The following is a 21337-nucleotide window of genomic DNA, read 5'->3' as shown; positions in this document are numbered from 1 at the left end:
TTAATCTTCAATTGAATGTTTAGAGGTGTTTTTAGGAGGAACCGGATCATAACCACCTGGATTCCATGGATGACAGCGGAGTAAACGGCGAACTCCTAAATAGCTACCATGTAGCAAACCATACTGTTCAATTGCTTCATAAGTATAACAAGAACAGCTAGGATAAAAACGACAGTGACTTGCCATTAACGGACTAATAGCATACTGGTAAAACTTTATGGACAATAATGCTACTTTACGCATATCAGCCGCCATTTTCAGAATTTGTAAAGTTTTTAACTGAAAGCTTTTTCCAAAATTTAATGAATTGTGCTTGTAATTCATTATTTTCTATTTCAGCTAATCCTCTACGCGCCACCACTACAACATCATAAGTATCAATTAGATGTTGATTTAGACGAAATACTTCTCGTATTTGTCTTTTTAGTCGATTACGTTGTACTGCTAATTTTACGCTTTTTTTGCCTATTACTAGACCTAAGCGAGGATGATTTAAATTATTTTTACAAACAAGTAGTAAAATATAACTTGTTGATAGTTTTTTATCTGGCGAGTCAAAAACACGCTTAAAGTGTTCAGCTTCTAGCAAACGTTTTTGTTTGGAAAAGTCGTGACTCACCACAATAAAAATTAAATAGCAATACGTTTACGACCTTTAGCACGACGGCGATTAAGAACTTGACGACCACTTTTAGTAGCCATACGAGCGCGAAAACCGTGTACACGTGCACGTTTTATATTACTAGGTTGAAATGTACGTTTCATATTAATGTTACCTTGTGTTCAAAAAAGGACACCTAATTTTAAAGAGCCAGCAATTTTATTTGAAGCTGAGCAGAAGGTCAAACAATAAATAGTACTTTACATAAAAAAGTTTATTTTACGTGTAATAAAATAATAAATATAAAATATATATGTATTTAAAAGATTATTTATATTGTTTTTATTAGTAAGCTAATAATCTGTTAATAACTTTATATAAGTCTTACTATATAATGAGTATAGTGTTTTATAAAGATGTTTATATTCTATGAGAAAGATGTGTTTTAGATGTAGTTTAACTGTGGATAAATAGTACTTTTATTCACAGTAGATTTATCCACTGTTTTATTTACACTTTATAAAGGTAGTTTAAGCTTATTTATGCACAGCTTTACTTTACAACTATTTATTTTATTTTTAATAGTATTTAGCTGTGGATAACTTTTCTTAGAGCCGTTAGAATGTCTATTTATTTATCAGTTGAGCTATATTGTGTTATTAGATCTTTGGCAACAATGTATTAATATTTTAGGTGATGAATTACCAAGTCAACAATTTAATACTTGGATAAGACCGTTACAGGTTGATGTAAATAATGATGGTTTAATCATTTATGCACCCAATCGTTTCGTATTGGATTGGGTAAATGAAAAATATTTTTCTCGTTTACAAGAACTTATTATTGAACGTTCAGCTGATGCACCTCCTAATATAACATTAACTATAGGCAGTAAAAGTGCTGCTGTTACTACTAAAACAGCTGCTAATAAAACTGAGAAATTGTCTTCTGTTAAATCTACAAAAAAAATAACTGAAAGAAATATTGTAGATATATCTAATAGAATAATAGATGGTGATATTAGTGAAGAACAAGTTGAAATCACAAAATTACATCATTCTAACTATTTAAATAAGCAATTTACCTTTGATAATTTTGTAGAGGGTAAGTCCAATCAAATGGCTAGAGCAGCTGCTTGGCAAGTAGCTGATAATATGAAGCATGGTTATAATCCACTATTTCTTTATGGTGGAGTTGGTCTTGGTAAAACTCACTTAATGCATGCGGTTGGTAATTATATGCTGACCAAAAAACCTGATGCTAAGATAGTTTATTTGCATTCAGAGCGTTTTGTAGCGGATATGGTGAAAGCGTTACAAATGAATGCTATTAATGATTTTAAAAAGTTTTATAGATCTGTAGATGCTTTATTAATTGATGATATCCAGTTTTTTGCTAATAAAGAACGTTCGCAGGAAGAGTTCTTCCATACTTTTAACGCCTTATTAGAAGGTGGTCAACAAATTATTTTAACTAGCGATCGTTATCCTAAAGAAATTGATGGCTTAGAAGAACGATTAAAGTCTCGTTTTGGCTGGGGGTTAACAGTAGCTATAGAGCCTCCTGAATTGGAGACTAGAGTAGCTATTTTAATGAAGAAAGCAGAGCAAGCTAAGATAGATCTTAACCAACATGATGCTTTTTTTATAGCACAGCGTATACGCTCAAACGTGCGTGAATTAGAGGGCTCTTTAAAGCGGGTAATGGCTCATGCTCAGTTTACGGGTAAACCTATTACCATTGAGCTAATAAAGGAAGCATTGAAGGATTTATTAGCTTTACAGGATAAGTTAATAAGTATTGATAATATTCAACGTACAGTTGCAGAATATTATAAAATAAAAGTATCTGATTTATTATCTAAGCGTCGTTCTAGATCTGTTGCAAGGCCTCGACAAGTAGCTATGGCTTTAGCCAAAGAACTTACTAATCATAGTTTACCTGAGATTGGTAATGCTTTTGGTGGTAAAGACCATACAACTGTATTACACGCTTGTCGTAAAATTGAAGAGCTTAAAAAGCTTGATGTAGATATTCTTGAAGATTATAAAAACTTATTACGTACATTAACTACCTAATTAAAAACTATTAACTTGCGCGAATGAGCAAGAAAAGGCAAAATTAGCTAGTTTAAATTAGCTTATGGAAAGTATAGGGATAACTGGGACGTTTTGAGCAAATATCAACAGGGTTATAAACATGCATTTTAGTATTCAACGTGAACAGTTATTAACACCTTTACAGCTAGTGACAGGCGTTGTAGAGCGTCGTCATACATTACCTATACTTTCTAATGTGTTGTTAACAGTAGAAAATAATCAACTATCTTTATTAGGTACTGATTTAGAAGTTGAATTGATTGGTAGAGTAGCTTTAGAAAATGTTACTGAAGTAGGTGAAATTACTGTACCAGCTAAAAAATTAATGGATATCTGTCGTAGTTTGCCTAGTGAATCTATGATTGATATTAAATTAGATGATCAAAAGCTATTAATTAAAGCAGGACGTTCAAAGTTTACATTATCTACTTTACCTGCTAATGATTTTCCTACTGTAGAAGATGGTCCAACTTCTTTAACCTTTGAAGTTGAACAAAGTAAATTGCGTCGAATTATTGAACATACTAGTTTTGCTATGGCTCAACAAGATGTACGTTACTATTTAAATGGTATGCTATTGGAGCTAAGTGATAGCCATTTAAGAACGGTAACTACAGATGGTCATCGTATGGCGGTTTGTTCTGTTCCTTTAGAATTAAATGGTGCTATTGCTGAAAAGCAACAAATTATATTACCTCGTAAAGCTATCTTAGAACTAGTAAAACTACTTACAGATCAAGAAGCTAAGTTATCTATTGTATTAGGTGAGCATCATATTCGTGCAACTACTGGTCATTTTACATTCACTTCAAAATTAATTGATGGTAAATTCCCAGATTATGAAAGAGTATTACCTAAAGGTAGTGATAAATTAGTAATAGCAGATCGTCAGTCATTAAAAGAATCATTTACACGTGCGGCTATTTTATCTAATGAAAAATATCGTGGTATTCGTTTAAATCTTGAAAATAACTTATTGAAAATACAAGCAAATAACCCTGAACAAGAAGAAGCAGAAGAAGAAATTGCTGTAGAATATACAGGTGCTTCTTTAGAAATTGGTTTTAATGTAAGTTATTTATTGGATGTATTAAATGTAATCAGTACAGAAAAAGTACGTATATTCTTAGCTGATTCAAATAGCAGTGCATTAATTCAAGAAGAAACTAATGATGATTCTTCTTATGTTGTAATGCCCATGCGTTTATAAGGTTAAATGTCTGTTATTCGTTTAGATGTTACTGGTTTACGTAACTTAGAGCCAGTAACATTATCTCTTTCTCCTCGTGTAAATATTTTTTATGGTGCTAATGGCAGTGGTAAAACCTCTGTCTTAGAGGCTATTCATTTATTAGGATTAGCTCGTTCTTTTCGTAGTCATAAAATAAATACAGTTATTAATTATGATAAAAATGATTGTACTATTTTTGGTCAAGTTAAGCAGAATGAACATATTATTCATCAATTAGGAATAAACCGTAATAAACAAAGTGAATTACAAATAAGAATAAATAATCAAAATATTCGTACAACAGTACAATTGGCAGATATTTTGCCCTTACAAATTATCAATCCTGATAGTTTTAGATTATTAGAAGGTTCACCCAAATTAAGAAGGCAATTTATAGATTGGGGTGTATTCCATGCTGAACAAAGATTTCTATCTGCTTGGCAACGAGTACAAAAATCTTTAAAACAAAGAAATTCTTGGTTAAGACAAGGTAGAAATAATTTAAAAGAACTAGAAGTTTGGAATCATGAATTTTGTCAGGCTAGTGAAGAAATAGATAATTATCGAAAAGCTTATATAGAAGAACTTAAACCTATTTTTGATAAAATATTAATTGAATTATTAGATATTAAAAATTTTTCTTTAAGTTATTATCGTGGTTGGGATAAGGACAGTAGTTTACAGCAAATACTTACTAATAATTTAGAAAGAGATCAGCAATTAGGACATACTCAAGCAGGCTCACAACGTGCTGATTTACGCTTAAAATTAGATGGTTATAATGCAGCTGATGTACTTTCTAGAGGACAGCAGAAATTAGTAGTATGTGCCTTAAAAATAGCACAAGGTTATCTAATTAATAATTATAAAAAAGGACAAGTCATTTACTTAATAGATGATCTTGCATCTGAATTAGATGAACAACATAGAAAAGCTCTTTGTAAATTATTAGAAGATTTGGAATGCCAAATATTTATTACAGGTGTTGAAAAAGAACCTTTATTTAATATATGGAAAGAAAAAACTGAGATTGCATTGTTTCACGTGAAACAAGGTAATATTCAATTAATGTAATAGGTTAAAAACTTAAGCTGTTTTAGCAAAAAATCCTACCACTGAAATCTTATATTATTTGAGTAATTTATAAATTTTATAATTCACTAATGGAATTACTTCTGTTTCACGTGAAACATTTTTTTATAAATATAATTTTTTATACAATGTCTAAATGTATTTTATGTTTAGGTGGAGTAAATATGCTATCTAACAAATCTAATTCATCTTGATTAAAGCTAATAGTAGAAGCTTGGGCATTTTCGTGTACATGAGTTTTATTAGAAGCTTTTGGAATAGCAATAACATTGCCATTACGAATGCACCAAGCTAATAATAACTGGGCAGTTGTACATTGTTTTGCTTTAGCTATATCTTGAACAATTTTATTATTCATAAGATCTTTTCTTAAAGTACCTCCTTGAGCAATTGGGCAGTAGGCCATAATAGGCATTTGATGATCTTTACACCAAGGTATTAGATCATATTCAATACCTCTAGAACCTAAATGATATAAAACTTGATTAACAGCACAATTCTTACCATTAGTAATTTGCCACAGTTGTTTCATATCATCTGTATCAAAATTAGAAACACCCCATCTTTTTATTTTGCCAGATGCTTTAAGATTTTCCATTACTTCAACAGTTTCAGCAAGAGGGATAGATCCACGCCAGTGTAATAGATATAAATCTAAATAATCAGTTTGCAGTCTTTTAAGGGAATTTTCGCAGGCTTTAATCGCACTATTTTTTCCTGCATTATGAGGGTATACCTTAGATACTAAAAACACTTTATTTCGAATATGTTTAATGGCTTTACCTACTATTAATTCTGCACCACCATTAGCATACATTTCAGCAGTATCTATAAGTGTCATACCTAATTCTACACCTAATTGTAATGCACTAATTTCATCCATTTCTTTAGATGGGTTTTCACCCATAAACCAAGTACCTTGACCTATAGCTGGAATTATTGTGCCATCAGCTAATTTTACTGATCGTTGAGTTTCAAATTGGCTCATTGAATAACTCCTATTCAATTAGTGTTTCACGTGAAACATGTGTAGAAATTTTGTATGACTATAAAACTATATTTAATATTATATCTGTTTATTAATTACCACGATAAGTAGAATAACCATAAGGGCTAATTAATAGAGGTATATGATAATGTTTAATATTAGTATCTGCTTTAAATATAACAGGTACTTCAGGGAAGAAAGTTTCTGTATTATGTGCTTTAAACCATTTTGCTGTTTTAAAAGTGACTTTATAAATACCATCTTGCATTGTTTCTTTGTTAGGAAATAATGCGGTTATTCTGCCATTATTATCTGTTATTCCTTTATTTAATAATTTCCAGTCATCACCATTTTTTTGCTCAAGTACAACTTCAACATTAGAAGAGGGTAGGCCTGTTTGTAAGTTTAATACATGCACACTAAGAGGATTAGTTTCAGCTATAGCAGTTAAAGATAGAAAGGTTAATGCAAAACAACTTATTAAATATTTAATATTTTTCACGTGAATTCCTTTATTAGGTTGGATTAATAAAACTAGTTTGATTTTTTATAGTAATTTTTACAATCGCTACTAAAGTCTAGCTTTTAAGAATGTTTCACGTGAAACAATAAAGATTAATGTTTTTCTATTAAATATTTCCAAAATCGTTTAGGCATATATTGTTTTTGTTGTCTCAGGTTAATTCGTTCTTTAATAGTTAACGCTTTAAAATATTTTTGCCACATGGTTTGAAATAACTCTTCATTATCAGCTAAAGCCTCTTTATTAAGTTTACCATTATCAATATATTGCTCAATATCTAAAGTTATTTCAGTGGTAGTTTCTAAATTATAGTAAAAACCATAGTTACGATTTATATCGTAAATAATCCATTGTTGGTCAGCAAATCTATTCTTGAAGTGTTTTAAGGCTAAGGGAAGGGCATTGTAGATGGGATTTATTACAGCAAAATAAATATCATCAATAGTTTTTTGAAAACGTACAAACTGCATTAAATGGTGGCGTTCTTTGCTTACTTTTTTAGCTAATTGAAATAAAGATAAAATATCATTATCTGCATAATTAAATTCTATAGGGGTAGGGCTATCTACCATTTTTTTGATAACATCAAATAATAGTTTATCAGCACCTTCTTGTTCAGATAGCCAGCCATAGAATAATAATTGAATAGCCCTTTTAGAAAGCTTATTTTGTAATTTTTCCCAGACACGAGAAGATTTTTCTAAATCTGTAATAATAGTATAAGATTTTTCACAGAGTAGTGGTTCTAAATTACCAATAGCTAATAATTGTTCTGGGTATTGTTTTAAACGATAAGCTTCAAATACTACTGTGAGTAAACCCTCAAAACTTTTATCATAAAAAAATACAATCATAACAATAGGTTATAGAATAAAAGAAAGTTGTTGCTGTTCAGTTTGAGCTGTAATTTTTTGACTATTAATAAGCATTTGTCGAATAGTTATAGGATTAATTGAATAATTTGTAGACAACGGTGAACCTAAACAATAAATAAAGTACTGAGCACGTTTTAAAACTACACCTATTTTACGTAATTGCTCAAAATCTAATTTACTATGCTTTCTTGCAGTAACAATCAATTTAGCTGATTTAATACCTATACCAGGTACTCTTAATATTTCAGCATAATCAGCTTTATTAATATCAATAGGAAAAAATTCAGGATGTCGTAATGCCCAAGCTAACTTAGGGTCCATATCTAAGTCTAAATTAGCTGTATTACCATCTACTATTTCTTCTGCTTTAAACTGATAAAAGCGCATTAACCAATCAGCTTGATAAAGTCTATTTTCACGTACTAAAGGAGCCGCTTTTAAAACAGGCAAACGGTTATCATAGCTATTAACAGGAATAAAACCAGAATAATAAACACGCTTCATGCTTTGTCGTTGATAGAGTAAGGAAGACAACTTTAATATATCCCTATCGGATTCATTAGAAGCCCCAATAATCATTTGAGTACTTTGTCCCGCTGGAACAAAGCGAGGAGCTTTTCGAAACTTTTTTCTTTCCTCTTTATATTGAATCATACCTTGCTGAATATAATGCATAGGTTTATAAACGCTCTGGTGGTCTTTTTCAGGTGCTAATAATTTAAGGCTATGTTCTGAAGGTATTTCTATATTTACGCTTAAACGATCAGCGTATAGACCTGCTTCATATACTAATTCCTGACTAGCACCAGGAATACTCTTCATATGGATATAACCATTATAGTGATAAACAGTACGTAGTTCTTTTATGACACGTACCATTCGCTCCATTGTATAGTCAGCACTTTTTACGATACCCGAACTTAAGAAAAGCCCTTCAATATAATTTCTTCGGTAAAATTCTATAGTTAACTCAGCTAATTCTTTAACAGTAAAAGAGGCTCTTTCAATATCATTGCTTCTACGATTAATACAATAGGCACAATCGTAAATACAAACATTAGTGAATAAAATTTTAAGCAAAGAAACACAACGACCATCTTCGGTATAAGTATGACAAATTCCCCAACCAGAAGTATTACCAATAGCTCCATCCTTGCGGCCTCTTGTTATACCACTAGAGGAACAAGATACATCATATTTAGCTGATTCAGCTAATATCTCAAGTTTTTTAACAATGGTATCTTTCATTTGCTATTAAGGGAGAGTAATAAACTAAATAAACTTTCTATTAGGGTATAGATTACTCTTGTAAAAATACCCCTACAAGGTCTAAATCAATAGATTTTGAAATAGCTACTAACAGCTTAGTTAGGTGCTTTAAAGTATAAAAAATGCTATAATAATCTATTAATTTTAAAGACCTATATATACTACCCTTATATTGTTGCTTATGCTTGTTTATTAACAGGTTTCACGTGAAACATTTAAGGGTATAAATGCCCCTGTTAGGAGTAATTTCATGACTGATAAACGCGAATATGATTCGTCCAGTATTAAAGTTCTAAAAGGATTAGATGCTGTACGTAAACGTCCTGGTATGTACATTGGTGATACCGATGACGGCACAGGGCTACATCATATGGTGTTTGAAGTAGTAGATAATGCAATTGACGAAGCTTTAGCAGGTTATTGTGACGATATCCATGTCACTATCCATGCAGACGAATCAATCACCGTATCTGACAATGGTCGTGGTATTCCTACCGATATGCATGAAGAAGGCGTATCTGCTGCTGAAGTTATTATGACAGTACTCCACGCAGGTGGTAAGTTTGACGATAACAGCTATAAAGTATCAGGTGGTCTCCATGGTGTGGGTGTATCCGTTGTAAACGCCTTATCAGAAGAATTAATCCTAACTATTAATCGTGCGGGCAAAGTGTGGGAACAAACTTACTCTCATGGTGTTCCACAAGGTCCATTGCATGAAATAGGAACAACAGATAAATCAGGTACTCAAGTTCATTTTAAACCATCTGCAGAAACTTTCTCCAATATCCAATTTATTTGGGATATTTTAGCTAAACGTCTACGTGAACTATCTTTCCTGAACTCCGGTGTAGGTATCTACTTAAAAGATGAACGTACTGACAAAGAAGAACTCTTTAGATTTGAAGGTGGTCTTTGTGCATTCGTAGACTACCTTAATACCAATAAAACAACCGTTAACAATGTATTCCATTTTACTACCCAACGTGATGACGGTATCAGCGTAGAAGTAGCTTTACAATGGAATGATGGTTTTAATGAAAATATCCTTTGTTTTACCAATAACATACCACAACGTGATGGTGGTACCCATTTAGCAGGTTTCCGTTCAGCACTAACCCGTAACCTTAACAACTATATAGAACAAGAAGGTTTAGCTAAAAAATTCAAAATTAGCACTACAGGCGATGATGCAAGGGAAGGTTTAACTGCTATTATCTCAGTAAAAGTACCAGACCCTAAATTCAGCTCACAAACTAAAGATAAATTAGTTTCATCAGAAGTTAAAACAGCAGTAGAACAAGAAATGGGCAAATACTTTGCTGATTTCTTATTAGAAAACCCTAATGATGCAAAATCTGTTGTAGGTAAAATGATCGATGCAGCACGTGCTCGTGAAGCAGCGCGTAAAGCCCGTGAAATGACTCGTCGTAAAGGTGCGTTAGATATTGCAGGTTTACCAGGTAAACTAGCAGATTGCCAAGAAAAAGACCCAGCACTTTCAGAACTATACATAGTGGAAGGGGACTCGGCAGGTGGCTCTGCCAAACAAGGGCGTGATCGTAAAACACAAGCAATTCTGCCATTAAAAGGTAAAATTCTAAACGTAGAAAAAGCACGTTTCGATAAAATGCTATCTTCACAAGAAGTAGGTACCCTAATTACGGCACTAGGTTGTGGTATTGGTCGTGAAGAATACAATATTGAAAAACTACGTTACCACAATATCATCATCATGACCGATGCTGACGTGGACGGTTCACATATTCGCACCTTATTACTTACCTTTTTCTTTAGACAAATGCCAGAGCTATTAGAGCGTGGCTATATCTATATTGCTCAACCACCTTTATATAAAGTTAAAAAGGGCAAACAAGAGCAATATATTAAAGACGACGAAGCTCTAGAAGAATATGTAATTCAACTAGCATTAGAAAATGCTAGCCTACATGTTAATGAAAGTGCTCCAGCACTAGCAGGCGCACAACTAGAAAAACTAATTAATGATTATCGTCAGATAATGAAAACATTAAATCGTTTATCACGTATCTATCCAAAAGAACTAACCGAACACTTTATGTATATGCCTAGAGTGATGCCAGAAGACTTAAAAGACCAACAAAAAATGCAAACCTTTGTTGATAGCCTAAAGGCTCGTTTAACAGCAGATCAACAATCAGGATTAGAATACATTGTAAAACTACGCTACGATGAAGAAAAAACTGCATGGTTACCTGTTGTAGAAACAATTTCTCATGGTCGTATCCATTACACCCTATTTAACCGTGACTTCTTTGCAAGTAACGACTACAAATCAATGGTAACCTTAGGTGAGCATTTAAATAGCTTACTAGAAGAGGGTGCCTATGTTAAACGTGGTGAACGCACTAAAGCAGTAACAACCTTTAAAGAAGCAATGGAATGGCTAAAAACAGAAGGTGGCAAACGTTACGATATCCAACGTTATAAAGGACTAGGTGAAATGAACCCAGAACAACTTTGGGAAACAACCATGGATCCTAATACTCGTCGTATGCTACAAGTAACCATTGAAGATGCCGTAGCAGCAGACCAAATTTTCAATACTCTAATGGGCGATCAAGTAGAGCCTAGAAGAGAGTTTATTGAAAGTAATGCATTGGCTGTATCTAATTTGGATGTTTAATTAGTTGTGTGTCGGTTCTCATATGAATTGAAACCGTTTCTCATAAGCGTGAAACGATTTCTCATTAAAATGAAACAACAAGAAGTATTAGTTAGAAAACGATTGAATAATAATGGTAGAAAATAAAAACGGGATACAGTTATTAACTGACCCCGTTATATATGTAAGATAGTTTATTATCCTACAATCTAGACAATTGTTAGTATCTATCTTTCCTTTATAACTCGTCAAGTTTTTTAATTAATTGTAGTAATAATCAGTATCATATTAAGTGATAATAAGTAATTTGGTTTCAATTTAAAAAAATTAGTTGTTTCATTTACATGATAATTAATTTTTAACTTGTTGAATTATTATAGTTTATGGTTTCAACTTTGATAAGAACCTACAAGTTAAGGGAATATCTACAAGAAGTTATTAAAAAAGTAGGTAGTGAATGGAGAAAAAAACGTAGAGAAGAAAAATCGAATGAAATGAAAAAAGATGGATTAGACGTAGAAAATTTTTTAGGCGGGTTGAAAAGTCATGAAAAAAAACTAGGAGAAGATATTTTAACTCCAATTTTAACTGATGCAAATATTGATTACAGCTTAGCAAAAAAGCTAACAAAAAGTGTAATTGATAAATTTGATAATGAAGATTTTAAAGACTATGCACATGAAATCGTTCAATTAGATATGACAGACAGCAGCAGGGTTCAATTATTAAGGTTATTAGATGATTGGAAAATGGTAGAAGCCAAACAATATTCTGCATTAGCCACAACTAGAATTGAGGTAATACAAAAATTTCAAGAACTTTTAGATGATGATACTAAAGAAGTTCCTACTTTACATAATTTTTTAGTTAAATTTCCATGGCTAATTGATCCTAGAATTATTGAGTTTAAAGATGAAGTTAGATTTTCTGAAATATTAAAAACGGAATTCCCTGATGATTCTTTAGAAGAAAAAGATAGAAGAATAGATTTTCTTTGCTCGAATCCTCTTGGAAATATAATCTATATTGTTGAAATTAAACGAAGTAAATATAAAATTGATGTAAAAGCGATTGAACAAGCATATCACTATCAAGTTTTCTTAGAGGGAAAATATAACTCATCAGAAAACCCATGTAATATCGTATGTTATTTAGTTGGAGGAGAAATTAAAACAGATATGATGACTTCAGCTAAAAAAAATACATATGCTAAAACAGGTCAAGTTTATGTAAAAACATATAATGAATTATTAGAACATTCAAAAGAATATCATAAAGAGTTTTTAGATAAATATAAAGAATTAGAGAAAAACAATAAATAATGGAGATTATTTATATCTTTTAGTTAAGAGGCTGTTATAGATCTATAAGGTCAACAGTTTTATTTTTTACAAAATAGTCAATTACAATAATTGGACAAATATATTTACATATAATAGGAGGGAAATCTTCATCTAATAGAATGTACTCTTGATCTTTTAACCCCATGTTTATTTGTTTAAATATTTTATTTTCTCCAGGGAAGATAAAAATATTTTTAAATTGATAATCTGATGGGTAAATAGTTTTTAGTGCTTTTATGTAAAAGAATTGTTTTACGATATCTGGCCAACTAGGCATTGTGTTAACATTTTGTGCTTCATAATATTTTGCATCTACAACAGTGATAATTTGTTCTTTTTTATCTTCTATAACTATATCTGTTTTCATTCCCTTTTGGCTTATTTTTATAATTTCATCATTTTGTTTAGTAAATATTGGTATTGGAAGTTTAGAGTTAATATCTATTGTATTTGCAAGTATCTTTTTCAACATATGTTCCCAAGCATGATGAAATTTTGTTACTCCAGCAATAAGTTCACTTGTGTCATCACCAGATATATTTTTTAAATAATTAATCATATTTTTAATAAGATTAATATCACGCTCAGAATAACTGTTTGATAACTCGCTATTAAGGATAGAAAGTTTATGATCAGTGTTTTTATTTAGAGAACTAATATTATTTAATCCGTTTGTATTAAATTCATTTTTATTGAAAAATAACCATGAATATTTTTTGTTTAGTTCTCTAATAATATCAGCATGTATTTGTGAGACAATATTACCCGTTAAAAATTGGTATTTATTTCCATATAGTTTTAAGTAAACAACTTGTTTTTTTTTATTTAGAGAAATTGGTATTTTTTTGATAGTCTTAGCCCAATTTGTCTTACCAGCATTAGTCACTTGAGATTCTTGTCTTTGAACATATAAACCATAATCTTGATAATCTTTTAGTAGTGTTTTAATCAGGCTTAGTTGTATTAGGCCTATTCTTCCTTCACCATCATCTTGTAGATCAACTTTTGTTTTTGATTGTTTTCCATATTTCTCAATGGATTGAATAAAATTAGCAGCTAGTTTTTTCTTGGCTTTAAGGTCTTTGTTATCAAGAGAAATTGAACGGGGTAGAAAAAGGTGAATTTCTTTTTTTATAATAATAATGCCACAAAAGCATACCGTTTTATCACTTTTTTTTCCTCTAATTAAATCAAGAGATTGCATTCTTTCTAATAGAGATTTAGGTAGCTTATTAGAATGCATACTGTCATTATAAAAATAGGGAGTCATAACTATTGCTCTATTGTTATGCTTTCTTTATTTGTTAAATTATTTAATTCCTCAATAAAGCTAGTAGAGAATATATTTTCATCTTTTTCGAATTTATCAATAAGATTACCATAAGTTGTAATTTTATCATCAAATATCAAATGACGATTTCCATGGCGTAGTACATCATCCCATAAATACATAAACACTTTTCCTGATAATGTATTTTTAGCATGCTCTATATCTAAAATTTCTTCATTACTTACAAACCAAGGACCTAGTAGTCGATCTTCGGGAATAGAATTTTTTGATAGAATTAAATTTATTGTTTGTGCGAATATAGACCATCTGATTTTTTGATTCTTTTCGTCAATAGTTATTGGAATATCTCCTAATGCACAGTTATTGAAATCAAGTTTTTTATATTCAAAATACCATCTACGTTTAAAAGCTGTATCTAAAGGCATTACAGCTTGATCACTACTATTCATAGTGGCAAATATTGATAAATTAGAGGGTATAAATAGTCTATTATTTTTTAGTTGTGTCTTTAGGTTATCTGTTAAATATTTTAACCAGCTCTCATCAGTAATATTAATATTATATAGACTTTGACCCTTTTCATCTCTATCCAATAGCTGAAAGATATCGCCAAATACAGCAGCAGCAGGAGCTCTATTTAACTCTTCAATTACCAAGTAATAGTGTTCTTCAGGATTTTTTAAAGCTTTTATAATTACTTCTGTAAATGGACCAGGAATGAAACTGTAGCAAATTTCATTATTTTGCATAGAAGGCTTAAGGCATCCAACAAAATCGCTATATTGAGTTTCTGGGTGAAATACAGTTTTTATTGAATGGTTAGTATCTATTAATTGATCAATTGTATGGCTTTTTCCTGTACCTGGAGCGCCATAAAAGATTTTATTTATTCCTTTTTGATTATTTTGACGAATAGTTTTTACTGGTAAGGATACCTCTCTAAAATCTTCTTCTTCGTTCGATAGCTCTGCAAAAGCTTCTCTAATTTCTAAAGAATTCGAGAAACATTTAATGATATTAAAAAGTTTTGAAGAACTAGCAATTACCATTTTCGTAGCCAACATAACACATGATTGGTTAAAGTCTCCTCGATTGAGTTTTTTTCCTTCTGCTTTTTTTCCTTCTTCGGAGTCTTCTTCTAAAAATATCCAAGTTTTATCAAAGCAAAAACGTTTAAAAAAAGCATTATTCTCACTATCAGCAATTGCTATATCGATAGCTGTATTCCATTTATCTTTTTCATCATTAGTGATTTCTAATGAGTCTTCTTTTTCTAAAGGAAGTTTTCTTAATAATGTATCGAGGTTTTTATTAGTGTATTCTTTTGTATAAATTTTCTTAACATAGTCCAGTACTTTCTTATAATCATCAAGAGCAGAATTTAATGGCCAAAAGCTTTCTGCTATCCAAAAACAAGATGAGGAAATAAATGCTAGTAACTTTTTATCATTAATTAGTTCTATAGAAAATGCATGAGGTATAACAGTATCCTTAATATCTTTATTTAATGATTCTGTTATCAACTGCGCAAAATGATGGCTAAAACGTACATCTGCCTTATATGCTAGATTTTGATAATGTTCCCTACATTGTTTTATAAGTTTATTTAAGTCTTGTAACTTAAGTAATTGTATTTCAGAAGTCATCTTTGTCCTCTGTATTTAGTTTGTACCATCATTAAGTTTATGATAGTATGGCCGGGTAAAAATCCGGATAAGTTGATATTCTTTTGGATCATTCTATTATGCAAGATAAAGCTTCTTATATCAAAAATAAACGTGAAAATATGGGATTAACCTATACAGAATTCGCTTTATTGTTAGATTTAAAGGAAAATGGTGAGCGGACAGTGCGAGGTTGGGAGTCTGGAGAACATAAACCATCTAATGCTAAATGGAAAGAAATAGTAGAGTTAATTGATACTGCTCCATTCAAACAACGAGATAATGAAAACGCTAAATTTACTTTTATAGATTTATTTGCAGGTATTGGAGGAATTCGTTTAGGATTTCAACAAAATGGAGGGCAATGTGTTTTTAGTTCAGAATGGGATAAGTTTGCTCAAAAAACCTATGCAGCAAATTTTGGAGAATTACCAGCAGGAGATATAACAAAAATAGATGCTAAAAATATACCTGATCATGATATTCTTCTTGCGGGTTTTCCATGCCAAGCATTTTCTCAAGCAGGTTTAAGACAAGGATTTAATGATACTCGAGGTACAATGTTTTTTGAAATACAACGTATTCTTGTAGAAAAAAAACCTAAAGCATTTTTACTAGAAAACGTTAAACAGCTGCAAGGACATGATAAAGGTAGAACCTTAAAAACTATTCTTGATATCTTACGAGGTGATTTTGAACAAGAAATATCTAATGAAATTCCTCTTAATGAAGAAACAAGAGCAGCCTTGTCAGAAAAACTTAATTATTGGGTAGATGTAAAAGTATTACGTGCAGCGGATTTTGGTATACCTCAAAATAGAGAAAGAATTTACATAATAGGTTTTGATAAAAATTACTATGGTAACCAAAAGTTTGAAAAGTTGTTTCAATGGCCACAGGCACCAAAAATATCAACAAAACTAGGTAATATTTTAGAGTCATATGAAGAAATAAAAAAAGCAGGAGATTATTACACTATATCTGATAAGTTATGGGATGGTCATAAGCGCCGAAAGGTAGAGCACAAAACAAAAGGAAATGGTTTTGGTTATTCTCTTTATGATGAAAATGCTCCTTATACTAATACATTAAGCGCACGTTATTATAAAGATGGTTCAGAAATATTAATTGACCAGTCAAAATATAACTTAAATCCAAGAAAACTTACTCCTCGTGAATGTGCAAGGCTTCAAGGTTTTCCAGAGGAATATATAGTTGATGCAGTTTCAAGAGGACAAATATACAAACAGTTTGGTAATTCTGTGTGTGTTACTGTTATTAATGAAATTGCTAACAGAATGCTTAAAACTATAGATGAATTAGAGGTTAAAGGTCAGTCAAATACACTTATTGAAAAATTATTGAAGAACATATAATTAGTTTCTATGAAGATAGAAAGGCATCTAATTTGCCTTAAACATTATTAGATGACTATTATTTAGATATTGTTTTCTGAAATTTGTTTATAAAGACTATTACTATCCCATGTACTAATTTTTAATAGTAAAGAAAATTTTATAACTATTTGAAAATATATATAAATAATAAAACGAAGAGAAATTTAATAGATAAAAAATAAGTATCTGATAAAACAAGAAAGCTTTGTAGTAATAAAGCTATCCAATTTGATAGAGCTAAATAAAGCATAAAAAACTTATCGAAGAAATTATCCTGAAAGTTAGTACCAAATGCCCTTTTTTTGTAGTTAATACAACGAGACCAAACTAAAAGAAATTTTTGAGAATTGGTTAAACCAAATCTAATAGTAATAAGATCTATCCATTTTCTATCATCTGGATTTAATATAATAGCACCATAGTTTCTAGCTTCTGATAAAGCAGAATACCAAAGTTTTGTTTTACTCGTTATTTGTTTATTTAGGACTTTCTTATAAATAAAAGAATTAATCCACAAATTATATATTCTAAATAAAATATAAAATAAGCAACTAATTTGGTTAAGAATAGATTTATCAAATTGTTTTGAAAACGTTAAAGGAAAAGCTCTTTGCACCTGATTAGTAAACTTTATATTTGGATTATTTAATCCAATTTTTTCAAACTTCCCAATTAAGTCATCTCTGCTATCTTTCATGCTAATCTTAATAGATTGGATAAAATATCTTTCATTTGTATGGTATTAGAAGGTTTGCCTTGATTAATATTGTTCATATATTGTTTTAGCATAATTAAGATTAATTTAGCTTTTTCCTCATTAGTTAAATTAGCTTCCATATGTAGCTCAAATTGGTCAATGGCAGATCCTATTTCTTTAAATAATTCAGGTGGAAAGTCACTTGGATTAGGAATATTAGTAGTTGAAGTTAATAAATAAGCTATATCAAAGCCTAGATCCTGCAAACTATAAATAAACTTTATAGGGGGAGAAGATTTCCCTTTTTCGTACTGAATAATAGTTATAGCACGTATTCCAGTTTTTTCTGCAAGTTCTTCTTGGGTTAGATCTAGTCTTACTCTTTCTTCTTTTAAGCGATTACCAAAGGTTTCTGCGAGGATTTGACAATACAATAGTTATTCCATCCATTAATAAAGTTTATTTAATAATTATACTTACTTATATATATTCATACAAATATATACTTATTTATTTACAATGTTATTTCTTTTATTTATTATCTAAATATTAGTTTTAACTTGTAATTGGCGTTCTGGTAATGATCATGGCTACTAAAACAGTAGAAGATGTGAAAAAAGAATTTTTATTCTCTGGCATAACTATTGCGCAGTGGGCAAAAAAATATGGTTATTCTTATCACCAAGTACAAAATGTGCTTTCAGGCCGCTCCCAAAACACTAGAGGCAAATCACATGAAATTGCTATTTTATTGGGAATCAAAGAAGGAGTAATTATAAAGAATTATTAATACTTAGAGTTTAGAAGATAAAAACGGGATACAGCTATTAACTGACCCCGTTATATATGTAAGGTAAATATTCACCTCACAAATTATTCGATTACAAGTCAGTAAAATAAAGAGTATGTTTAGCTTTAAGAGAGCAGTTCAGAGGTTAGGTATTACTAAATCTCAATTGAATCAATTAATTGAAAGCGATCATTTTCCTAACGCCATTCCACCAAGAAAAAATTATAGCCAACAATGGCAATTTCCTATAGAAATAATTCAGAACTATTTAGCAGCACTCTTTAAAAAAGTTATAGAGTTGGAAGTTTCTACTATCTCAATTGCTGAAGCTATGAGAGTTATAGGAAATAGAATAGAAAAACCTTTAGCAAAGCTTATAAAAGCTATATTGAATGAAGAAATAAGAATAACAGTAATAAAAAGGCAACATGAGAGCAACCTTAGATCATTAACTATTTCCCATAGTGATCTTAAACAGTGGATTAGGAAAAACATCAATGATAATAAATACATATCCATCCCGCAGTTAGCTAAATTGTTAAATATTAACCAAGAGCTAACATATCAGCTTATTAATATGGGGATAATTGATTATTTTATTGGTAAAGATAATAGGAAACTAATAACAGAAGATGATCTGAATGTATTTAAAACAAGATATATTTTTTTAGCTAAAATATCTAAAGCACTCAAAATAGGATCAAGAACCTTAATAGAATATTTTGCAAGTGAAAATATATTCCCTATTGATTATCAATGGCAAATAAAACTTAGACAAAAACTCTACTATAAAGCCCAGTTAAAAAATGTTGCTTTGGTAAGAAGTGTATGTTTTGATAGTGAAAATGAAATCTATAGTCTATTTCCATAAGGAGGGACTAATGGAAAAAATGAGTTACCCAACATTTCAAACCAATATGGAAGAAATTTTAGATAGAGTAAATGATACTCATCAGCCAGTATTAGTTAATAGATCAAATGGTAAACCAGTAGTAATTATGGGTTTAAATGATTTTAGAGGATATGAAGAAACACTATACCTAATGTCTAGCCCTGAAAATGCTAAAAAGTTAAATGAAGCTATTAATGAGATAGAAAGAGGTAACGTTACAGAACATAATTTAATTGAATAAATTAATTATGTTTTATAACCCTTTTCAAGCAATTTCAGGTTATGTGAGATTGCATAAAGCAGGTAACAAAATCTGTTTATTGGCGGATAAGTGAGAAAATCTCAAGAATTGCTACAACCATTATAAAACAGGTGCTGAATATTTCAGCAATTGTGAGAACTTACATTTGTAATTGCTTTTGTTGCTTTTGTTGCTTTTGTTGCTTTTTAGCAGTAGTTATTTCTACAATGATAACCGACAAATCTATAGTATAGTTATAACCATCTATATTTATCATGCATTAAGGTTCTAAAAGTGAATATATTTTTTGAAAAAGAACAAGAGGCTAATTCATCAGATATTATTGAGAATCCTCATTTTAGTCATGCACTTAATGCATTTGATAGCTACCTAAGCAATACCCATAAAAGATATTGGAATCCTAAAGATAGTGCTTATTTAGATCTCTCTAATGGTTTTGATTTTCAAAAGCAAACGCTTTTGCAAGAGGCAGACTTCCCTGAGTTAATGGGGCCTTTGGGTAATATTTTAAATACTGAGCAAAAATTATTATATATTAATACCTATGTAGCAAAAATGGTGACGGGCATGCTCTATGCTGAGCAAGCGGCTACTTTTGCATGTGTTAATTTGTCAAAAATGTTAGCTAATTTTAGTGCTGTTGAATATGCGCTTAACCAAGCAAGAGAAGAGACTAGGCATATTTCTGGTTTCAATCAATATATAAAACATCGTTTTCAAGTGCCAGTACCCATTAGATCAGTCTATAAAAATCTTTTAAATAAAATAATCAATGCGCCACGAGTACACTTACAAATAGTTGGTGTTCAAGTTATTTTAGAGGGCTTGGGTATGTCGAGCCTTTCTTATTTTGCAAGGAAAGCTAATGACCCAGCATTACAAAGACTTTGCCGACTCGTTATGTCTGATGAAGCCTCACATCATAAATTTGGTATTGACTGGCTACAGCAGCTAGATACACTTAACAAAAGTGATCGAGATGAGGCCGAAGATTGGGCATGGTATTGTTTTAATCAATTTTGGCAATCTGCCTTTGCACCTGAAAAAATTATACAATTTTATAAAGAGTTGGGATTTGACCAAGCACAAGCAACAAAAGTAACCAATCAATATCACTTAGGTGAGCAAACAGACTCAGGAAGAATGTTTTACCAATTGGCAAAAACATTACAAAAAAATGGTCTAATCACCAATCGTACTAAACACCACTATGCACCATGGTTAGATTCAACTATCAAGGATGAAGAAGAAACATATCAACAAATTATTACTGATACGATAACTTTATTAGAAGATATCAATACAAATAGACCGAGCAAGCATCTGTAAGATATATGAAAATTTACTTTTGTTAGTGCTACTGTCAAAAATACCCTTTTTCAAAAAATTAATGGATGCTCTTTTTTATTGAGTAATAAATTTTAAGCTTTGCAGAAATCAATTCTCTAAAACAAAAAACTTGCTCCATCAATTAGCTAGTTCTACAATGAGAGAACTATAGCAAATCTATAGTATGGGCTTGGCGGCCCATTAACGAGAGACCGTGACTAAATCTTATTAGTTGCGGGTAGCACGGCTCGCGCTTAATTTTTATGGCGGGCTGTGTACGGGACACTCTACGGAGTGTGCCGATTCTCTCGTTTCGGTCCGCCAACCTGTGCACAGTCCCGCCACCCATT

21 protein-coding genes are annotated in these 21337 nt (G+C 30.9%); 10 read left to right on the top strand and 11 right to left on the bottom strand.

Annotated elements, in window-relative coordinates; all coding sequences use genetic code 11:
* Genes yidD through rpmH form a run of 3 tightly spaced genes read right to left on the bottom strand, consistent with a single transcriptional unit; the run spans position 1 to position 765 of the window.
* A complete protein-coding gene (gene yidD / locus ACQVD9_RS01185) occupies positions 1-243 on the bottom strand; it encodes a membrane protein insertion efficiency factor YidD (protein WP_201095943.1) in 243 nt (80 codons plus the stop codon).
* Position 244: 1 nt separating this feature from the next.
* On the bottom strand, positions 245-622 hold the full coding sequence (rnpA, locus tag ACQVD9_RS01180) for a ribonuclease P protein component (protein ID WP_264747083.1): 378 nt from the start codon (positions 620-622) through the stop codon (positions 245-247).
* An 8-nt stretch (positions 623-630) separates the two neighbouring features.
* Complete coding sequence (gene rpmH / locus ACQVD9_RS01175; protein WP_264747082.1) at positions 631-765, bottom strand: 50S ribosomal protein L34; 135 nt, start codon at positions 763-765, stop codon at positions 631-633.
* Positions 766-1254: 489 nt separating this feature from the next.
* Between rpmH and dnaA the strand changes: the two genes are divergently transcribed.
* The 3 genes from dnaA to recF all read left to right on the top strand — a co-directional run bounded on the left by dnaA (position 1255) and on the right by recF (position 5005).
* Positions 1255-2679 (top strand): chromosomal replication initiator protein DnaA, encoded by a 1425-nt coding sequence (gene dnaA / locus ACQVD9_RS01170; RefSeq protein WP_264747081.1) that lies wholly within the window; start codon positions 1255-1257, stop codon positions 2677-2679.
* Positions 2680-2800: 121 nt separating this feature from the next.
* A complete protein-coding gene (gene dnaN / locus ACQVD9_RS01165) occupies positions 2801-3910 on the top strand; it encodes a DNA polymerase III subunit beta (RefSeq protein WP_264747080.1) in 1110 nt (369 codons plus the stop codon).
* A 6-nt stretch (positions 3911-3916) separates the two neighbouring features.
* Positions 3917-5005 carry a DNA replication/repair protein RecF gene (recF, locus tag ACQVD9_RS01160; protein WP_264747079.1) on the top strand — a complete coding sequence of 363 codons (1089 nt, stop codon included), beginning with the start codon at positions 3917-3919 and terminating at the stop codon, positions 5003-5005.
* Between the two features lie 139 nt (positions 5006-5144).
* Here the strand turns inward: recF and ACQVD9_RS01155 are convergent, their stop codons facing one another.
* The 4 genes from ACQVD9_RS01155 to ACQVD9_RS01140 form a co-directional block, all read right to left on the bottom strand.
* A complete protein-coding gene (locus ACQVD9_RS01155; protein WP_264747078.1) occupies positions 5145-6011 on the bottom strand; it encodes an aldo/keto reductase in 867 nt (288 codons plus the stop codon).
* A 91-nt stretch (positions 6012-6102) separates the two neighbouring features.
* Positions 6103-6513, bottom strand: a complete 411-nt coding sequence (gene uraH, locus ACQVD9_RS01150) for a hydroxyisourate hydrolase (RefSeq protein ID WP_264747077.1) — start codon at positions 6511-6513, stop codon at positions 6103-6105.
* A gap of 113 nt (positions 6514-6626) precedes the next feature.
* A complete protein-coding gene (locus ACQVD9_RS01145; RefSeq protein WP_264747076.1) occupies positions 6627-7388 on the bottom strand; it encodes a TIGR03915 family putative DNA repair protein in 762 nt (253 codons plus the stop codon).
* 9 nt (positions 7389-7397) lie between these two features.
* Complete coding sequence (locus tag ACQVD9_RS01140) at positions 7398-8657, bottom strand: putative DNA modification/repair radical SAM protein (protein WP_264747075.1); 1260 nt, start codon at positions 8655-8657, stop codon at positions 7398-7400.
* Between the two features lie 271 nt (positions 8658-8928).
* Here ACQVD9_RS01140 and gyrB point away from each other — a divergent pair, with 271 nt between their 5' ends.
* Together gyrB and ACQVD9_RS01130 are read left to right on the top strand one after the other, a co-directional pair.
* Positions 8929-11343 (top strand): DNA topoisomerase (ATP-hydrolyzing) subunit B, encoded by a 2415-nt coding sequence (gene gyrB / locus ACQVD9_RS01135; RefSeq protein WP_264747074.1) that lies wholly within the window; start codon positions 8929-8931, stop codon positions 11341-11343.
* A gap of 362 nt (positions 11344-11705) precedes the next feature.
* Positions 11706-12644 carry a hypothetical protein gene (locus ACQVD9_RS01130; RefSeq protein WP_492089218.1) on the top strand — a complete coding sequence of 313 codons (939 nt, stop codon included), beginning with the start codon at positions 11706-11708 and terminating at the stop codon, positions 12642-12644.
* A gap of 34 nt (positions 12645-12678) precedes the next feature.
* Here the strand turns inward: ACQVD9_RS01130 and ACQVD9_RS01125 are convergent, their stop codons facing one another.
* Together ACQVD9_RS01125 and ACQVD9_RS01120 are read right to left on the bottom strand one after the other, a co-directional pair.
* Entirely contained in the window at positions 12679-13935 is a 1257-nt protein-coding gene (locus tag ACQVD9_RS01125) for an LlaJI family restriction endonuclease (RefSeq protein WP_264747072.1), read from the bottom strand.
* Between the two features lie 2 nt (positions 13936-13937).
* Positions 13938-15602 (bottom strand): McrB family protein, encoded by a 1665-nt coding sequence (locus tag ACQVD9_RS01120; RefSeq protein WP_264747071.1) that lies wholly within the window; start codon positions 15600-15602, stop codon positions 13938-13940.
* A 98-nt stretch (positions 15603-15700) separates the two neighbouring features.
* Here ACQVD9_RS01120 and ACQVD9_RS01115 point away from each other — a divergent pair, with 98 nt between their 5' ends.
* A complete protein-coding gene (locus ACQVD9_RS01115; RefSeq protein WP_264747070.1) occupies positions 15701-16996 on the top strand; it encodes a DNA cytosine methyltransferase in 1296 nt (431 codons plus the stop codon).
* A 145-nt stretch (positions 16997-17141) separates the two neighbouring features.
* On the opposite strand, the gene ACQVD9_RS01110 is transcribed toward ACQVD9_RS01115, so the two are convergent.
* Both ACQVD9_RS01110 and ACQVD9_RS01105 read right to left on the bottom strand, forming a co-directional pair.
* Positions 17142-17714 carry a hypothetical protein gene (locus ACQVD9_RS01110; RefSeq protein WP_264747069.1) on the bottom strand — a complete coding sequence of 191 codons (573 nt, stop codon included), beginning with the start codon at positions 17712-17714 and terminating at the stop codon, positions 17142-17144.
* Positions 17711-18148 (bottom strand): helix-turn-helix domain-containing protein, encoded by a 438-nt coding sequence (locus ACQVD9_RS01105; RefSeq protein ID WP_264747068.1) that lies wholly within the window; start codon positions 18146-18148, stop codon positions 17711-17713. The genes ACQVD9_RS01110 and ACQVD9_RS01105 overlap by 4 nt, the downstream gene beginning before the upstream one ends.
* A 152-nt stretch (positions 18149-18300) precedes the next feature.
* Between ACQVD9_RS01105 and ACQVD9_RS01100 the strand changes: the two genes are divergently transcribed.
* The 4 genes from ACQVD9_RS01100 (at position 18301) to ACQVD9_RS01085 (ending at position 20987) form a co-directional block, all read left to right on the top strand.
* Positions 18301-18504, top strand: a complete 204-nt coding sequence (locus ACQVD9_RS01100; RefSeq protein WP_264747067.1) for a DNA-binding protein — start codon at positions 18301-18303, stop codon at positions 18502-18504.
* Positions 18505-18619: 115 nt separating this feature from the next.
* Positions 18620-19375 (top strand): hypothetical protein, encoded by a 756-nt coding sequence (locus ACQVD9_RS01095; RefSeq protein WP_264747066.1) that lies wholly within the window; start codon positions 18620-18622, stop codon positions 19373-19375.
* A 10-nt stretch (positions 19376-19385) separates the two neighbouring features.
* Positions 19386-19637, top strand: a complete 252-nt coding sequence (locus ACQVD9_RS01090; protein WP_264747065.1) for a type II toxin-antitoxin system Phd/YefM family antitoxin — start codon at positions 19386-19388, stop codon at positions 19635-19637.
* Positions 19638-19931: 294 nt separating this feature from the next.
* Positions 19932-20987, top strand: a complete 1056-nt coding sequence (locus ACQVD9_RS01085; RefSeq protein ID WP_264747064.1) for a ferritin-like domain-containing protein — start codon at positions 19932-19934, stop codon at positions 20985-20987.
* Positions 20988-21337: the final 350 nt, after the last annotated feature.

The sequence above is a fragment of the Entomomonas sp. E7T21 genome, assembly GCF_058693955.1.
Note: the sequence above shows the minus strand (reverse complement) of the source record. Positions and strands in the feature narration are given on the sequence as shown.

Excerpts from the sequence above, each read along its gene's own strand:
- yidD (WP_201095943.1), bottom strand. The coding sequence starts at position 243 with ATGCGTAAAGTAGCATTATTGTCCATAAAGTTTTACCAGTATGCTATT.
- rpmH (WP_264747082.1), bottom strand. The coding sequence starts at position 765 with ATGAAACGTACATTTCAACCTAGTAATATAAAACGTGCACGTGTACAC.
- dnaN (WP_264747080.1), top strand. The coding sequence starts at position 2,801 with ATGCATTTTAGTATTCAACGTGAACAGTTATTAACACCTTTACAGCTA.
- recF (WP_264747079.1), top strand. The coding sequence starts at position 3,917 with ATGTCTGTTATTCGTTTAGATGTTACTGGTTTACGTAACTTAGAGCCA.
- ACQVD9_RS01155 (WP_264747078.1), bottom strand. The coding sequence starts at position 6,011 with ATGAGCCAATTTGAAACTCAACGATCAGTAAAATTAGCTGATGGCACA.
- ACQVD9_RS01145 (WP_264747076.1), bottom strand. The coding sequence starts at position 7,388 with ATGATTGTATTTTTTTATGATAAAAGTTTTGAGGGTTTACTCACAGTA.
- ACQVD9_RS01140 (WP_264747075.1), bottom strand. The coding sequence starts at position 8,657 with ATGAAAGATACCATTGTTAAAAAACTTGAGATATTAGCTGAATCAGCT.
- gyrB (WP_264747074.1), top strand. The coding sequence starts at position 8,929 with ATGACTGATAAACGCGAATATGATTCGTCCAGTATTAAAGTTCTAAAA.
- ACQVD9_RS01130 (WP_492089218.1), top strand. The coding sequence starts at position 11,706 with ATGGTTTCAACTTTGATAAGAACCTACAAGTTAAGGGAATATCTACAA.
- ACQVD9_RS01125 (WP_264747072.1), bottom strand. The coding sequence starts at position 13,935 with ATGACTCCCTATTTTTATAATGACAGTATGCATTCTAATAAGCTACCT.
- ACQVD9_RS01120 (WP_264747071.1), bottom strand. The coding sequence starts at position 15,602 with ATGACTTCTGAAATACAATTACTTAAGTTACAAGACTTAAATAAACTT.
- ACQVD9_RS01115 (WP_264747070.1), top strand. The coding sequence starts at position 15,701 with ATGCAAGATAAAGCTTCTTATATCAAAAATAAACGTGAAAATATGGGA.
- ACQVD9_RS01110 (WP_264747069.1), bottom strand. The coding sequence starts at position 17,714 with ATGAAAGATAGCAGAGATGACTTAATTGGGAAGTTTGAAAAAATTGGA.
- ACQVD9_RS01100 (WP_264747067.1), top strand. The coding sequence starts at position 18,301 with ATGGCTACTAAAACAGTAGAAGATGTGAAAAAAGAATTTTTATTCTCT.
- ACQVD9_RS01095 (WP_264747066.1), top strand. The coding sequence starts at position 18,620 with ATGTTTAGCTTTAAGAGAGCAGTTCAGAGGTTAGGTATTACTAAATCT.
- ACQVD9_RS01090 (WP_264747065.1), top strand. The coding sequence starts at position 19,386 with ATGGAAAAAATGAGTTACCCAACATTTCAAACCAATATGGAAGAAATT.